17 protein-coding genes are annotated in these 15,974 nt (G+C 37.1%); 14 read left to right on the top strand and 3 right to left on the bottom strand.

Features of this window, described 5'->3' with window-relative positions; translation table 11 throughout:
• Nucleotides 1-110 precede the first annotated feature (110 nt).
• Together A9C19_RS05650 and pheA are read left to right on the top strand one after the other, a co-directional pair.
• Nucleotides 111-554, top strand: coding sequence for an ACT domain-containing protein (locus tag A9C19_RS05650; RefSeq protein ID WP_072579035.1), 444 nt, complete (start codon nucleotides 111-113; stop codon nucleotides 552-554).
• Between the two features lie 25 nt (nucleotides 555-579).
• On the top strand, nucleotides 580-1,455 hold the full coding sequence (pheA, locus tag A9C19_RS05655) for a prephenate dehydratase (RefSeq protein ID WP_099092740.1): 876 nt from the start codon (nucleotides 580-582) through the stop codon (nucleotides 1,453-1,455).
• Nucleotides 1,456-1,507: 52 nt separating this feature from the next.
• Here the strand turns inward: pheA and A9C19_RS05660 are convergent, their stop codons facing one another.
• Together A9C19_RS05660 and A9C19_RS05665 are read right to left on the bottom strand one after the other, a co-directional pair.
• Nucleotides 1,508-2,047, bottom strand: a complete 540-nt coding sequence (locus tag A9C19_RS05660) for a transcription repressor NadR (RefSeq protein ID WP_072579037.1) — start codon at nucleotides 2,045-2,047, stop codon at nucleotides 1,508-1,510.
• 17 nt (nucleotides 2,048-2,064) lie between these two features.
• Entirely contained in the window at nucleotides 2,065-3,201 is a 1,137-nt protein-coding gene (locus A9C19_RS05665; protein WP_072579038.1) for an IscS subfamily cysteine desulfurase, read from the bottom strand.
• 166 nt (nucleotides 3,202-3,367) lie between these two features.
• On the opposite strand from A9C19_RS05665, the gene nadB reads away from it, so the two are divergent.
• The 12 genes from nadB (at nucleotide 3,368) to yajC (ending at nucleotide 15,168) form a co-directional block, all read left to right on the top strand.
• Nucleotides 3,368-4,918, top strand: coding sequence for an L-aspartate oxidase (nadB, locus tag A9C19_RS05670; protein ID WP_072579039.1), 1,551 nt, complete (start codon nucleotides 3,368-3,370; stop codon nucleotides 4,916-4,918).
• A gap of 2 nt (nucleotides 4,919-4,920) precedes the next feature.
• On the top strand, nucleotides 4,921-5,751 hold the full coding sequence (gene nadC / locus A9C19_RS05675) for a carboxylating nicotinate-nucleotide diphosphorylase (RefSeq protein WP_072579040.1): 831 nt from the start codon (nucleotides 4,921-4,923) through the stop codon (nucleotides 5,749-5,751).
• A gap of 12 nt (nucleotides 5,752-5,763) precedes the next feature.
• Complete coding sequence (gene nadA / locus A9C19_RS05680) at nucleotides 5,764-6,873, top strand: quinolinate synthase NadA (protein ID WP_072579041.1); 1,110 nt, start codon at nucleotides 5,764-5,766, stop codon at nucleotides 6,871-6,873.
• A gap of 475 nt (nucleotides 6,874-7,348) precedes the next feature.
• Nucleotides 7,349-8,650 (top strand): SafA/ExsA family spore coat assembly protein, encoded by a 1,302-nt coding sequence (gene safA / locus A9C19_RS05685; RefSeq protein ID WP_072579042.1) that lies wholly within the window; start codon nucleotides 7,349-7,351, stop codon nucleotides 8,648-8,650.
• A 215-nt stretch (nucleotides 8,651-8,865) separates the two neighbouring features.
• Complete coding sequence (locus tag A9C19_RS05690; RefSeq protein WP_083584295.1) at nucleotides 8,866-9,573, top strand: YhcN/YlaJ family sporulation lipoprotein; 708 nt, start codon at nucleotides 8,866-8,868, stop codon at nucleotides 9,571-9,573.
• Nucleotides 9,574-9,752: 179 nt separating this feature from the next.
• Nucleotides 9,753-10,274: a BofC C-terminal domain-containing protein gene (locus A9C19_RS05695; protein ID WP_072579043.1), complete on the top strand. Its 522-nt coding sequence runs from the start codon at nucleotides 9,753-9,755 to the stop codon at nucleotides 10,272-10,274.
• A gap of 277 nt (nucleotides 10,275-10,551) precedes the next feature.
• Complete coding sequence (ruvA, locus tag A9C19_RS05700) at nucleotides 10,552-11,160, top strand: Holliday junction branch migration protein RuvA (protein ID WP_072579044.1); 609 nt, start codon at nucleotides 10,552-10,554, stop codon at nucleotides 11,158-11,160.
• Between the two features lie 11 nt (nucleotides 11,161-11,171).
• The gene (gene ruvB, locus A9C19_RS05705; protein ID WP_072579045.1) at nucleotides 11,172-12,176 is read left to right on the top strand and encodes a Holliday junction branch migration DNA helicase RuvB; all 1,005 of its coding nucleotides are present in this window, start codon (nucleotides 11,172-11,174) and stop codon (nucleotides 12,174-12,176) included.
• Entirely contained in the window at nucleotides 12,169-12,369 is a 201-nt protein-coding gene (locus A9C19_RS05710) for a DUF2905 domain-containing protein (protein WP_072579046.1), read from the top strand. The genes ruvB and A9C19_RS05710 overlap by 8 nt, the downstream gene beginning before the upstream one ends.
• A gap of 89 nt (nucleotides 12,370-12,458) precedes the next feature.
• A complete protein-coding gene (gene queA, locus A9C19_RS05715) occupies nucleotides 12,459-13,487 on the top strand; it encodes a tRNA preQ1(34) S-adenosylmethionine ribosyltransferase-isomerase QueA (RefSeq protein WP_072579047.1) in 1,029 nt (342 codons plus the stop codon).
• 250 nt (nucleotides 13,488-13,737) lie between these two features.
• Nucleotides 13,738-14,883 (top strand): tRNA guanosine(34) transglycosylase Tgt, encoded by a 1,146-nt coding sequence (tgt, locus tag A9C19_RS05720; RefSeq protein WP_072579048.1) that lies wholly within the window; start codon nucleotides 13,738-13,740, stop codon nucleotides 14,881-14,883.
• A gap of 24 nt (nucleotides 14,884-14,907) precedes the next feature.
• Complete coding sequence (yajC, locus tag A9C19_RS05725) at nucleotides 14,908-15,168, top strand: preprotein translocase subunit YajC (protein WP_072579049.1); 261 nt, start codon at nucleotides 14,908-14,910, stop codon at nucleotides 15,166-15,168.
• 72 nt (nucleotides 15,169-15,240) lie between these two features.
• Here the strand turns inward: yajC and A9C19_RS05730 are convergent, their stop codons facing one another.
• Complete coding sequence (locus A9C19_RS05730; RefSeq protein ID WP_072579050.1) at nucleotides 15,241-15,627, bottom strand: TIGR04086 family membrane protein; 387 nt, start codon at nucleotides 15,625-15,627, stop codon at nucleotides 15,241-15,243.
• Between the last annotated feature and the right edge of the window lie 347 nt (nucleotides 15,628-15,974).

A 15,974-nucleotide genomic window follows, 5' to 3' on the forward strand; every position in this document is an offset into this window, starting at 1 on the left:
TCAGAATGTATTGGGAAATATACTAACATGTTGTTTAAAAGAAAAATTAGAAATTTAGCCAATATTATGATAAATTAAGAACATTGGAGAAAATTCTTGGGAGGCACATCATGAAGGATGATACCTTTTATTTAGTGAGAGAAGATATTTTGCCGGAAGCAATGAAAAAAACACTTGAAGTGAAGAAGCTAATTGAAAGAGGAAAAGTAGATTCAGTAGCTGAAGCGGTTCAACGAGTGGATTTAAGCCGAAGTGCATTTTATAAATACCGAGATGCTGTATTCCCTTTTCATACAATGGTGAAAGAAAAGTTAATTACCCTCTTTTTTCATTTAGAAGACAGAAGTGGGACATTATCACACTTATTATCAGTTGTAGCAAATGCAGGTTGTAATGTTCTTACTATTCATCAATCAATTCCAATTCAAGGGAGAGCGAATGTGACTCTTTCACTAAATACGAACGGAATGACAGAAGATATTAATCAGCTCATGATGAAATTAAGAAGGTTAGAATTTGTGGAAAAGGTTGAAATATTAGGTCAAGGTGCTTGATGTCAAGTAAGGAGTTGACGGTTTGTTGGTAAAAAAGGTTGGTTTCTTAGGACCTAGAGCAACATTTACACATTTAGCGGTACAAGCTTTTTTTGATCATGATATGAAAGAAATTGCGTATTCGACAATTCCACAGTGTATTGATGCTGTTGCTGATGGAGAGATCGATTATGCTGTAGTTCCGACTGAAAATGCAATTGAGGGGTCTGTGAATCTCACAATTGATTATCTCATCCATGAACAGCCTCTTACCATTGTAGGGGAAATTGTATCCCCGATTGAGCAACATTTTATGGTTCATCCTGAGAATAGAGAGAATTGGAAAGACATTACAAGGGTTTATTCTCATTCACATGCTATTGCACAGTGTCATAAATTTTTACATAAAACCTTTAAAGGTATATCCTATGATTATGCAACGTCTACAAGTGCAGCGGCTTCCTATGTTAGTCAGCACCCGAATGAGTGTGTAGCTGCTATTGCTAATCAGCTTGCAGCTAAAGAATACGGGCTAGAGATTATGAAAAGAAACATTCATGATTATGAGTATAACCATACGAGGTTTGCTATTTTATGCTCTACTAAACATGAATATGAATCCCCAAAACTGTCAGTAAGTAAAGAAAAAACGACGTTAATGATTACATTACCATCTGATCAATCTGGGGCCTTACATCAAGTTTTGTCTGCCTTTACATGGAGAAAATTAAACCTATCTAAGATTGAATCACGTCCAATGAAAACGGGTTTAGGTCATTATTTCTTTATCATTGATATTGACATGTGTGTTGATGATATTTTAATTCCAGGTGCTATTGCTGAACTAGAGGCTTTAGGCTGTCGAGTGAAGCTACTAGGTTCGTATAAGGCGTATAACATCCAGACGGCTATAAAAGAATAGAAACAATAAATAAACACCAGGCATATGTAACCTTGACCTGGTGTTTATCTATTTATCCCTTAAATAAGTACCCCTCTTTTTCTAGTGCAGCACAAGCTAAATCTAATTGTTTTACTGAATCAGCTTGAAGGGTATGCAAATGAATGCCCTCTGTTAATTCTGATAAGTAAGAGGCATTATTCGCATTAATTTTTGCAATAAATTCTTTCACGTCATTCCGATTTCCGACCATAATGGAGGCAGTTAAGTCTCCGTATACAGGGTGTTCAATAATCACGTCTTTTACAAATACTCCGTGATCGACGAGTATGGTTAATTCGTCTGCAGTGTGCTCTGGCGAATGCTTACATGCAATGATTCTCTCTTGTTTTTTTGTTTGATTATCAGGTGAAGCAAGATAAACGTAGCCTTGACTTGTCGCCATAATCGGATGGTTTTTTGCTTTCAACAAAGAAATATCTTGTACAATGACTTGTCGGCTTACATTTGCTAAGGTAGCAAGCTCTCCTCCTGTCATAGGGTTTGTAGATTTTTTTAGTTCGTCTAAGATTAATACTCTTCGTTCTTCGCCGAGAATTTTTTCCGTTTTCACTCGATCGTTCCTCCCGATTACCTAGTAAATTGATGGATAATTTTCTGCATGGTCTTGAGTAAAGATTGTAGGTCCTGTGTTGTTGTTTGAATCCCTGTTGATATTCTAATATATTGTTTAGCCTCATGTACATGAAAACCAATTGCTGTTAGAGAACGAGAAGGAGCTTGCATGCCAACCTGACAAGCACTTCCAGTTGAGATGGCGTAACCGAAACGATTGCATTCTAACATCATATATTGACCTTCGATTCCGTGAACGACTAGTGGAAATATAGTTGGTAATGAAGAGGGATCCTTTTCATTTATTAATGTAATTCTTTCATTATAAAGAGTAAGGGAATCAATAAATTCCCTTCTTAAGTTGTGATAGTGGTCTAAGTTGGCTTCTAATTTCCTTACTATGTCTTTTGCTGCTGTTGCAAAGGCAGCTATGCTCGGTACATCAACTGTTCCAGGCCTAAATCCTGATTCGTGTGTTGTACCTGGAATCACGGGTTGCCAATGTATGCTTGGATTTATATAAGCAGCGCCAATTCCTTTAGGCCCGTATATTTTATGACTAGAAATTGAAAGAGCATCTACGTTTAACTCCTCCACATGTAAAGGGATTTTTCCAAAGGTTTGAACACAGTCACTATGAAAAAGAATATTTTTTTCTTTCGCGATTTTACCAATCTCCTGGATGGGCTGAATCGTACCAATCTCTGAATTCGCATGTTGAATGGAAATAATACCGGTGCGATCGCTTATTGATTGTCTTACCTCCTCAATGGAGATACGTCCTTTTGAATCTGTTTTCAAAAAAGTAATTTTATAGCCTTCATTTTTTAATTTTTGAAAAAAAGTATGAAGGGAAGAATGTTCAATTTCTGTTGTAATGATATGATTTTTAGTAGAAGGTAAACTCTTTAATAGAGATTGAATAATAAGAACATTCGCCTCGCTACCGCCACCTGTAAAGTAAATCCCCTTCTCACTAGCGTGAATACAATCCCCAATTATCTTTCTTGAGGCTTCTAACGTACGAGCTGACATTTCCCCGATATCATGAAGACTACTACTATTTCCATATGCTTTCTTAGCAGCCTTAACATACATGTCTAGAGCGTTGTCACTCATTGGAGTGGTAGCAGCATAATCTAAGTAAATCATTTTCGTTCTCCCCCTAATGTCTCAGTAGATGAGTGATGTTATTCTCTCACATAAAAAGAGCAGTTAATAGATAAAAGTTCTTGTTTGATGTATAAAAACACTTGTCATTATTTTAAATTTATGTAAATATAGGTGTCAAGACAGGTGTAAATTACAGGAGGGTATTATGCCTCAAACAGATGTTTTAATTATTGGAAGTGGTCTAGCGGCCCTCTCAGCTGCTTATTATCTTAAAAATAAACAAGTGACAGTACTGACAAAATCCTCATGGGTTGAAAGTAACTCAATGCTAGCACAAGGCGGTATTGCAGCAGCAATAGGTCCAAATGATTCTTGGCAAAGTCATTACCAAGACACAATAGAAGCAGGGTGCTTTCATAATCAAGAGAACAATGTTGCCTTACTGGTTCAGGAAGGTTCGCGGGAAATCCTCGATTGGGTTGAAAGGGGAATGACCTTTGATGTGGATGAAAATGGAAGGTTACTTCTAAGTAAGGAAGGGGCCCATCATCATAATCGGATCGTTCACGCTGGTGGGGATGCGACTGGAAGGGAAATCACTCAGTTCTTATATAAAAAAGTATGTGAAAAAGCCCATATTGTTGAAGACGAAATGGCTGTAGACTTACTCGTTGATCACAATCAATGCATAGGAGTGGTGACTAAGAATAAAGAAGGGAAATTAACTACATACACCGCCGATTATACCATTATTGCAAGTGGTGGATGTGGAGCAGTGTATGGTCATACTTCAAATACACACGTGATAACAGGTGATGGGATTGCGATGGCATATCGAGCGGGTGCTAAACTCTCCGATATGGAATTCATTCAATTTCATCCTACGATGCTTTATCAAAATGGTAAATGCATTGGTCTTATTTCAGAAGCTGTCAGAGGTGAAGGGGCTGTCTTAAAGAATCAGCTAGGTGAAAGGTTTATGAAAGAGATCCATGAACTAGGAGATTTAGCTCCACGAGACATTGTTTCACGAGCTATTTTTGATGAGATGAAAAACGGGAATTCCGTTTATCTAGATATTACAAAGATTTCTCAATTTGAAAATCGATTTCCTACAATTACAAAAATGTGTCTAGATAATGGAATTAACTTAGAAAAAGGGTGGATTCCTGTGGCACCAGGTATGCATTTTTTAATGGGTGGAATTCAAACCAACGAACATGGAGAAACAAATGTACCGCACTTACTAGCTGTTGGGGAAGCGGCTTGTACAGGTGTACATGGAGCAAATCGCCTTGCTAGTAATTCTCTTTTAGAGGGATTGGTTTTTGGAAAAAGAGTAGCTGAATTTCTTTCAACAAAATTAACTTCGTCTTATAGTAGCTATCTAAAAGAAAGCCTCGATCAATATAGAGGAGTATGTAATGTGGAATTACCTACTAAAGAACAAATTCAGGACATTATGACTAACTATGTTGGAATCTTGAGAACGCAGAGTGAACTTGAATATGCAGTAAAGTGGTTCGAATCTTATCAGAAACGAAATTTTTGGGATTTTAATGTGAAGGATTTCACAATTGAGCAAATTGAACGTTTAAATATGGTAACTATTGGTTGGATTATTTCCATGTCGGCCTTAAAACGAACGGAAAGCAGAGGAGGACATTTTCGAAAGGATTATCCAGCTCAAAATAATGATTTTTGGAAACAACGGCAGGTTATTTGTTGTAAAGATGACATTCATGTGGGGGTTTAGAGATGAACGAAATAAAAGTTAGAAGAAAACTAGAGGAGTTTTTCCTAGAGGATTTAGGGGAAGGTGATCTTTCGAGTCAAACGATATTCGGAGATTCTGGTGTGGGAGAGGCTATCATAATTGCAAAAGAAGATGGAATCTTTTCAGGCGCGACCATTATAACAGAAGGCTATGCTTTATTCGGATCGTCCATTGATGTAAATGTACACAAGCGTGATGGTGAAGTTCTAAAAAAAGGTGAAATCATTGCAGATGTTAAAGGCTCCATGGCGACTATTTTAAGTGGAGAGCGAGTTATTCTAAATTTACTGCAGAGAATGAGTGGCATTGCAACAGTAACCAACCAAGCAGTTGACATTCTACAATCACAACATACAAGAATTTGTGACACGCGAAAAACCTCCCCGGGCTTGAGGTTATTTGAAAAATACGCTGTTCGTTGTGGAGGCGGCTTTAATCATCGTTTTGGACTATATGATGGTGTCATGATTAAAGATAATCACATTGCATTTGCTGGATCTATTACGAAAGCTGTTGAGGCAGTGAGAAATCAAACCGGACACATGGTGAAAATTGAAGTTGAAATTGAATCTGAACAACAGCTTCATGAAGCAATTGAAGCTAGGGTAGATGTCATCATGTTTGATAATCGTACACCAGATGAAGTAGCGAGGTTTGTAGAAATTACACCAAATGGAATCATTACGGAAGCATCAGGTGGAATCGGTTTCCATAACTTAGCAGATTATCGCCATACAAATGTCGATTATCTATCACTTGGTATGTTAACTCATTCATATAAATCGTTAGATATTAGTTTAAACGTTAAATAAGGGGGAATTTTGATGGAACTTTTAGATATAGTAGAACATGAAAAAAATGAAATGATGCCAGAATCCTATAAGAATCGTTCAGTAGAGGAAATGGAAGAACGAGTAAGAGATATTAAAGAAAAATTTGGCTCAAGACTCTATATACCAGGTCACCATTATCAAAAAGATGAAGTTATTCAGTTTTCAGATGTAACAGGGGACTCTCTTCAATTAGCTCAAGCAGCAGCTGAAAATAAAGACGCTGAATATATTGTCTTTTGTGGAGTTCATTTTATGGCTGAAACAGCAGACATGCTAACCTCTGAGCATCAAAAGGTGCTGCTACCTGATATGCGTGCGGGGTGTTCAATGGCAGATATGGCAGATATTAATCAAACAGACCGGGCGTGGGATAAGCTCCAAGCATTGTTTGGAGATACTATATTGCCATTAACCTATGTGAATTCAACTGCAGCTATTAAAGCATTTGTTGGGAAAAACGGTGGAGCAACAGTGACTTCTTCTAACGCAAAAAAAATGCTTGAGTGGGCTTTTACACAAAAAGAACGAATTTTATTTTTACCTGATCAACATTTAGGAAGAAATACTGCTTACGACATTGGGATTCCATTAGAGGAGATGGCCATTTGGAACCCTCTATCTAATGAGCTTGAGTATGAGGGGAATGTTGAGGATGTGAAGGTTATTCTATGGAAAGGACATTGTTCAGTTCATGAAAACTTTACTGTGAAAAATATTGAGAATATCCGTAAAACGAAACCCGACATGAATATTATTGTTCATCCAGAATGTAGTCGTGAAGTAGTCAGCTTGTCTGATTATGCAGGTTCTACAAAGTATATTATAGAGACAATTGAAGCGGCTGAATCCGGAACACAGTGGGCAATTGGAACAGAAATGAACTTAGTAAATCGTATCATTCAACAACATCCAGATAAGAATATTGTTTCGTTAAATCCTTTTATGTGTCCTTGCTTAACCATGAATCGAATTGATCTCCCTCATTTAGTATGGACTCTAGAAGGATTAGAAAGAGGAGAATTATCAAATCAAATCGTTGTTACAGAAGAAATAACAAAGGACGCAGTATTGGCCTTAGAACGTATGCTAGCATATGTATGATTTTTAAAGTGATTATTTTCTATAGAAACGTTGAGGCTGACCCAAAAGTCTAGATTTTAGACCTTGGGTTAGCCTCTTGTCATACTTTTATCTTTTTAATTCAGTTAACGTAAAAACCGGGACGTTCCATTGCGCTTCAGAGAAAGGGTGCTGAAAAGGTCGTTATTTAACAACCTTTTGAGTCACCCTCTTTATTTTTATTGGGAAAGAACGGAAAGAATCCCCCATTTAGCAACAGCCTAGCAAATACTAAAAAAGAAATTCTTTTAATAAGTTTTATGTTGTCTACATATGTATGACTATAAGCCTTCATACGAAGGAAGAAGTCAATTTCAGATGTTTTATTCATAATTACTGATTATTCTTCATAAGTTGTTATGAAGATTATGGCATCATGCTTATTTTATTATTTAACATAATGATCACATTATGTATTTACTCAGGGAATTACTTTTTATGCTTAGGAGGGAAAGCATTGAAAATTCATATTGTGCAAAAAGGCGATACGTTATGGAACATTGCAAAAAAATATGGTGTAGATTTTGAAGAAGTAAAAAACATGAATACACAACTCAGTAATCCAGATTTAATTATGCCTGGAATGAAAATTAAGGTACCGTCCGGGAATGTAGCTGTGAAAAAGGAAGCTCCAATTCAACAAGGAACAATTAAAAAAGAAATGCCTTTAACTGAGCATCCATTCGCGAAGGAAAAACCAAAAGCGGTTGTGGAGGTAGAAGATACAAAGCCAAAGGAACCAGTAACAGAGAAACCATCAAAACCTTATATACCGCCTGTACCTAATGTTCAACATCCGGTATATACGGGTCTTGATGTGAATAATTATTATACGGTGAATATGGCAATGATGCCTCAAATGGCAAATCCGCAGCTACCACCTAAACCAGCAAATGTGCTACCAGATATGACAAAAATGGATGAAGAAGTACCTAATGAAAAATATGATGCAAAAACGGAAGCGCCTCAGCCATATTACTTACCACAAGAACAACATCATGATGAGGAGGAGTACAAAGATATGGCTAATATGCCGAATGTCCCAAATATGCAACATATGCAAATGCCAACCTATACACAACCAGCTATGTACCAACCGCAACCGCAATACGTAGCACCACAATATATGGTGCCTGTCTCACCTGTATTACCAGGATCAGGGTTATGTCCACCATATTATCCAATGCAAATGCCTTACCAATATGGTCCATCAATGATGCCGAATCAAGCTCACCAGCAACCATATCCAACTGCAGTTAGTCCAGCTGAATATGAGGATGACGACGATATGGACTATGATCATGAGCAAATGGGCAACATGCCAAATATGCCCTATCAACAGCAAGCTGTAGCACCGGCGCATTATGCTCCTGGATTTCCTGTAAATCCATATGCTGGTGTACCTGTTTCTCCAGTTCTTCCAGGTACTGGATTAGGGTATCCTAACCAAGTGATGGGAGCTTACGGTGAGGCACCTGAAGGCTATGATCAAATGCCAAATATGCCATATCCTCAGCAAACAGCACCAGCTTATGATGACAAAGATTGTGGGTGTGGAGGTCCTGCTCCACAATTTCCACAACAAGGATATGGGTATCCTATGGCCCAGCCATATGGTGGCTACCCAATGTATCAACCAATGAATCAAGGGTATGCTCCGTACGGTCAAAATCCTTATGGATATGCGCCACAACAAGGTGTAGATCAACAACAAATGTTTGGAATGCCTAATTTTGAACGAGAAGAAGAGGAAGATTAAATCGGAATACGGAATAAGGTAAAAGCAGAGGGAGTTTCCTCTGCTTTTTTATGTGAGCATTTATCCTGTGAGAATATAATCGATGGAAATGAGTGAAAAGGGAATAGAAAAAATTTAACTAGTTACCGTTATGTAACAGTTTCAAATCCTTTATTGTTGTACATGATAAGGTTGAGCAAGTAAGTTTTGCTTAATAGTATCGGGGAGGTCATGTCTTGACAATAGGTAAAAAGGCTTCTACATTTACAGCAATTGCGGTATTAGCTTCAGGTCTTACGGCTTGTAATGGTGATGAAGGTGCCTTAGATACAAATTATGATGACAGTGCTAGACCAATTGGATACTATTCAAATGAGGATACAGATGTTGACAACGAAGGTCCAATCACTGAAATGATGGACGGAATGGATGATGAGGACAACTATTTCCGTCGTGTAAATGAACGTAATGATAAAAACATGGCGAATCCGACTGTACCTTTAGGAGACCGAGATGAAGGGTTAATTAGAGATAATCGCTTTAGTCGTGGTGATGCTAATTATCATGGTCATTTAAATGAAATTGGGTACTATAACCGTGGCGATGGTGCAGTGTCAGAAAAGGTTAAAAATGCTGTCGAGAAGATGGACAATGTTGACGATGCAAGAGTATTGGTAACAGATAATAATGTCATTGTAGCAGTTGATACAAACGATCGAAATGATGCAGATATGAAAAAGGAAATTATGAACACAGTTAAGAAGATGACGGATGGAAGAGATGTACAAGTCGTGACCGATGAAGGTACCTTTACCCGCATTCGAAATATTGATAATGACATCCATAATGGTGGAGATCGTGAAACCATTGATGCAGATGTAGAGGAATTAATGAACGACTTTGGAGATGCTATTCAACGCCCATTTACTAATGATCGTAACTAAAACAAGGGGGATTCCCCTTGTTTTTTTAGTAAAATACACATCCAAAAATATGGATTAACTAGTAAAGTAGTGCGTTAGTGTGTAGATAAGAAAAGATTTTTTTTTGGTTAAAACTTCTATAATTGGTCAAAATACATAGAGAAGAAAATAGAATGACAAATGAGGTGAGATAGGTGAGAATGTTTCATCGTGATCGAATCTTTACCGTTATCGGTTTTATTTTACTTGTCTTAGTTATTTCTGTAGCGAATCAAAAGCCACTAAGAGCCGAAGAATCACACATCCAAGAACCTATAACTGTAAATGTGATCTTACAGAGAAAATATTTAGACGGTGAAGTAAGTGAAGAACTAACAAAAGAAACAATAGGGTCGATGGAGGATTTTTGGGCTATGTTCGCCTCTTGGCAGCTAGTAGAACATAATCAAGAGAGAATTGTTTTAAAAAAAGATATTGATGATATTTCCCCCTTATTGAAGACAAATGGGTACTTTGGTCTTGCAGGAGATGGAACGTTATCCATTTTTAACGGTAAACCAACGAGTAACGAAGTCATTCAGTCTTTCTTTCAAATTGATATGGAAAAGCTTGAGAGTCATAAGCATATTGAGTTAATAGAAGGAATAAGAATTCAATCAAAAGATCAATATTTAGAAGTATTAAAAACATTAGAAACCTATTCGAAAACAGAAAAGAAGTAAAAGCAAGCTAACTTAGAGGATCTTTACTAAGTTAGCTTTTTTACCGTCATTAAAAATGTGAAAAATGTTGTTCGGCGTTTTTGTCTCAAGTTCTAGGTGGTACTTGAGCGCTTCCCCCTTATTGTGTGAATTCTCTCCAAAGAAATGGGCATTAAGACTGGTAAATGTTAAAATAAGGGAACGGATGTACGTGTTTTTTTACAAGTATTGTAGATATTTCTTCTGATTCTTACCTTTTTTTGATACAATGAAATACAGTCACAAAGAGGTGAATGTAATGATAGAATTTATTAAAGGGACGATTGATTATGTTAACCCTGAGTATATCGTAATTGATCATCAAGGTATTGGTTACCAAATCCATACACCAAATCCTTTCAGTTATAGAAAAGATAATCAAAAAGAAATCACAATCTATACATATCAGCATGTAAGAGAAGATATTATTGCTTTGTATGGATTTTCTTCCCGAGAGGAAAAAGCATTGTTTATGAAATTGTTGAACGTTACTGGGATCGGACCAAAAGGGGCGTTAGCGATTTTAGCTTCAGGGGATCCTTCACAGGTTATTGAAGCAATTGAAAATGAAAATGATACGTTCTTAGTTAAGTTTCCTGGTGTTGGGAAGAAAACAGCACGTCAAATTATCCTTGACCTAAAAGGGAAATTAGGGGATGTTGCGGCACTGTATGCGCCAGATTTATTTAATCAGGAAGAATTGGAACAAAAGCAAACTGACAACCATGCTTTAAATGAAGCTGTTGAAGCACTTAAAGTGTTAGGTTACGCTGAAAGAGAAATTAAGAAAGTTATTCCTTCTTTACAGAATGAAAGCTTGTCTACGGATCAGTATGTGAAAAAAGCATTGCAAAAGCTATTAAAGTAAGGTGATAGAATATGGATGAAAGGCTTGTTTCACAAGAAGCAGATTTCCAAGAATCGTATATTGAGCATAGTTTAAGACCTCAATCTCTTTCCCAATATATTGGTCAAGATAAGGTGAAAGATAACCTTAAAGTATTCATTGAAGCTGCGAAAATGAGAAGTGAAACGTTAGATCATGTACTCCTCTATGGCCCTCCAGGATTAGGGAAAACCACTCTTGCGACCATCATTGCGAATGAAATGGGTGTTAATATTCGAACAACTAGCGGACCAGCTATTGAAAGACCTGGTGACTTAGCTGCCATATTAACAGCATTGGAACCAGGAGATGTCTTATTTATAGATGAAATTCATCGTTTACATCGATCCATCGAGGAAGTTTTATATCCTGCGATGGAGGATTTTTGTTTGGATATTGTCATTGGAAAAGGCTCTACAGCTAGATCTGTTCGTCTAGATCTTCCTCCGTTTACTTTAATTGGTGCTACAACTAGAGTGGGGTTATTGACAGCACCTTTGCGCGATCGTTTTGGCGTATTGAGTAGATTAGAGTATTATAATGAGAGTCAGCTGGCCAATATTATTGAGAGAACGGCAGAAATCTTACATGTTGGAATTGAATATAGTGGAGCAGTTGAAATGGCGAGAAGATCAAGAGGGACTCCAAGAATTGCAAACCGTCTTTTGCGGAGAGTAAGAGATTTCGCTCAAGTAGTAGGTGAGAATTCAATCTCAAATCAATTAGCAACCGATGCTCTAGAAAAGCTACAGGTAGATAAACTAGGACTTGATCATATAGATCATAAACTTTTATTAGGAATCATTGAAAAATTCCGTGGTGGCCCGGTTGGAATTGATACGATTTCGGCAACAATAGGTGAAGAACCACACACGATTGAAGACGTTTATGAACCCTATTTGCTACAAATCGGATTCCTTCAACGAACACCAAGAGGGAGAATTGTGACCGACTTAGTTTATTCTCATTTTAAAATGGAGGCACCGAACAATGACTGAGTTCCCAAAAATTCTAATGATCATTGGTGGAACCCTTTTACTTATTGGATTTTTTATGCAATTTATTGGTAAACTACCAGGTGATCTCATGTTTAAAAAAGGAAATACAACGGTCTTCTTCCCGATTGTTACATGTATTGTGATTAGTATTGTCTTATCAATTGTATTCTCCCTACTTGGCCGGTTTAAATAATGGGCTAGTAAGGGGATGTCATTTTGAGCAACAAACACACGAACAAAGCAAAAGATAAAAATGAAGTATGTAGAAATTAGGTGTAGAACATGAAAGTAGAATTATTTGATTTCCATCTTCCTGAAGAACTTATTGCACAAGTTCCTTTAAAGGAACGAGATGCTTCTAGATTAATGGTTCTTCATAAAGAAACCGGGGATATTGAGCATCAGTCTTTTAAAAACATTTTGGATTATTTCCAAAAAGGTGATTGTCTTGTTTTAAATAATACAAGGGTTATGCCTGCACGACTTTTCGGTGTGAAAGAAGATACTGGTGCAAGCATTGAAGTATTGTTGCTAAAACAACAAGAAGATGATGTATGGGAAACGTTAATTAAGCCAGCAAAGCGTGTAAAAGAGGGGACAATTGTAACCTTTGGTGGGGGCAAACTTAGAGCTACGTGTGTAGGTTCGAGTGATCATGGCGGAAGGCTGATGAAGTTTGATTATGAAGGGATTTTCTATGAAGTATTAGATTCCTTAGGTGAAATGCCATTACCACCGTATATTAAAGAACAGCTTGATGATCGAGAAAGATATCAAACTGTTTTCTCACGTGAAATTGGTTCTGCAGCAGCTCCAACTGCTGGGTTGCACTTTACAGAGGAAATACTAGATCAATTAAAGCAAAAAGGAGTTCATATTGCCTTTATTACATTGCACGTTGGACTTGGAACATTCCGTCCAGTTAGTGCGGATACAGTGGAAGAGCATGAAATGCATGCTGAATTTTATCAGGTAACAGATGGCACTGCGGCTCTGTTAAATGAAGTACGTGCACAAGGTGGAAGAATCATCTCTGTTGGTACAACGTCAACTAGAACGCTTGAAACGATAGCTACAAAGCATGATGGTAAGTTTGCTGCTGAGAATGGTTGGACGAATATTTTTATTTATCCAGGCTATGAGTTTAAGGGCATCGATGGGATGATTACAAATTTCCATCTACCAAAATCTTCTTTAATCATGCTTGTAAGTGCACTTGCCAGTCGTGATCATGTACTACATGCATATGAGACAGCTGTAAATGAAAAATACAGATTCTTTAGCTTTGGCGATGCAATGCTAATTATTTAAGGTTCTTTTTAGAAGGATTGTTGCTAACGTGCATAATGATTATTACGTGAGAAACGGTGTTTTTATCGCATAAGAGGTGCACATATAAGAAAAAAGTGCCATTAGACTTCCTTGCAGAGGATTATCTCATTTTACTCAAACATCAAAGACAATGAAAACAGCCTTATTTAATTAAAAGCGAGACGATGTACCAATTCGCAAAATGTTCAACTTGTGTGAAACGATTCACACAATGTAAGGAGGAAAAAAGGTGTCAACATCACCAATTCGTTACGAACTTATTAAAACATGTAAACAAACAGGAGCAAGGTTAGGTAGAGTTCATACTCCACATGGTAGCTTTGAAACTCCTGTTTTTATGCCAGTAGGAACCTTGGCAACTGTAAAAACAATGTCACCTGAAGAAGTAAAAGAAATGGGCGCAGGAATTATTCTAAGTAACACGTATCATTTATGGCTACGACCAGGTAATGAGATTGTGAGAGAAGCTGGTGGTCTTCATAAATTTATGAATTGGGATCGCGCAATTTTAACAGATTCAGGTGGTTTCCAAGTATTTAGTTTGAGTGATTTCCGCCGCATTGAAGAAGAAGGCGTTCACTTCCGTAATCACTTAAATGGTGATAAACTATTCTTATCACCTGAAAAGGCTATGCACATTCAAAATGACCTTGGTTCTGACATTATGATGGCATTTGACGAATGTCCACCGTACCCAGCTGACTACGATTATATGAAGAAATCAGTAGAACGAACTAGCCGTTGGGCAGAGCGCTGCTTAGAGGCTCATCAACGTCCAAATGATCAAGGTTTGTTTGGGATTATTCAAGGTGGAGAGTATGAGGAGTTACGTAAGCAAAGCGCGAGAGACTTAATCTCTTTAGATTTCCCTGGTTATGCAATTGGAGGTTTATCTGTTGGTGAACCGAAGGACGTAATGAATCGAGTATTAGAATTCACAGCACCTTTGATGCCTTCAAACAAACCAAGATACTTAATGGGAGTAGGATCACCAGATTCATTAATTGACGGCGCAATCCGTGGAATTGATATGTTTGACTGCGTTCTCCCTACGCGTATTGCTAGAAATGGAACATTAATGACAAGTGAAGGTCGACTTGTTGTGAAGAATGCTAAGTTCGCAAAAGATTTTGGTCCATTAGATGAGAATTGTGATTGTTATACATGCCGTAATTACTCTAGAGCATATATTAGACACTTAATTAAATCGGAAGAAACATTCGGTTTACGATTAACTTCTTATCATAACCTATATTTTCTGGTAAACTTAATGGAGCAAGTAAGACAAGCTATCCGTGAAGATCGTTTAGGTGACTTCCGTGAAGAATTCTTTGAAAAATACGGTTTTAACAAACCAAATGCTAAGAATTTCTAATTATTTGAAAGGGGTGAAAAAAGAATGGAATTATTAGGTACAGTTTTACCTTTAGTATTAATGTTTGCGATTTTTTATTTCTTATTAATTCGTCCGCAACAAAAGCAACAAAAAGCGGTACGTGAAATGCAAAACAGCCTACAAAAAGGTGATAAAATCGTTACAATTGGTGGCCTTCATGGCATCTTAGATTCAATTGATGAAGATAAGATTGTTTTAAAGGTTGGCGACGGTACACGTTTAACTTTTGACCGTCGTTCTGTAAAAGAAGTAGTAAAAGACTAATATGTATTCCTTACATACATACTATTTGTCGTGAAAAGAGCAAAATAAAAACAGGGTAATTGCCCTGTTTTTTTATTTTGCCGTCCTAGCAGCTACCATATTAACACCGAATACTCCTCCAACCATGCTGATAAGAAGAAAGCCTCCATGATATACTAACTCTTCTACTGTGAAAATTTCTCCATAACCTAAAAATTTAAACAATAAAATAATGATGGAATAAAGCAAGGAGGTTAACCCGCCGATAAGCCATCCTTTTTCTTGTCCATTTCCACCAGCGACAAATCCTCCTATAAACAAGGCTAATCCAGAAAGACCTAACAAAAACCATGTGATTGAAGATTCTGTAAGACTAGTGAATTTTAAGAGTAATGAAAAGACTAAGCTCGTTACTAATGCGATTGTGAAGACGGTTATTAGGCCATAAAGAATTCCTTTTCCCCATTTCTTTGTTTCCACTTAAATAGTCCCCCCTATAAGCTTGTTGCAGCTCGTCTTATTAAAGGATATTCATAGAAGAAAAAAATAGACTATAAATATTTTGGTGGACTTGCATCATATATTGATATAGAGGACATGTACACATAGTTGTAAGTCATCTATTTTGAGTTGGAGAATGAGAAGAATCTTTGGTCTCAAACGCACTTTAAAATAACGAGCTCAAAGGTAGTCATGTACATTTTAAAAAGGTGCTTTTCACCTTTTAATCCTATTAACTTGACTCGGAGAGGATCGTGTCTGGATCAAGATGATAAGACTAAACACTGAACTTCTGCACCCTTATGTCAAGAAGAGATCTTTTCTTC

This window comes from Bacillus weihaiensis (assembly GCF_001889165.1).
GTDB classification, from domain to species: Bacteria; Bacillota; Bacilli; order Bacillales; family Bacillaceae; genus Metabacillus; species Metabacillus weihaiensis.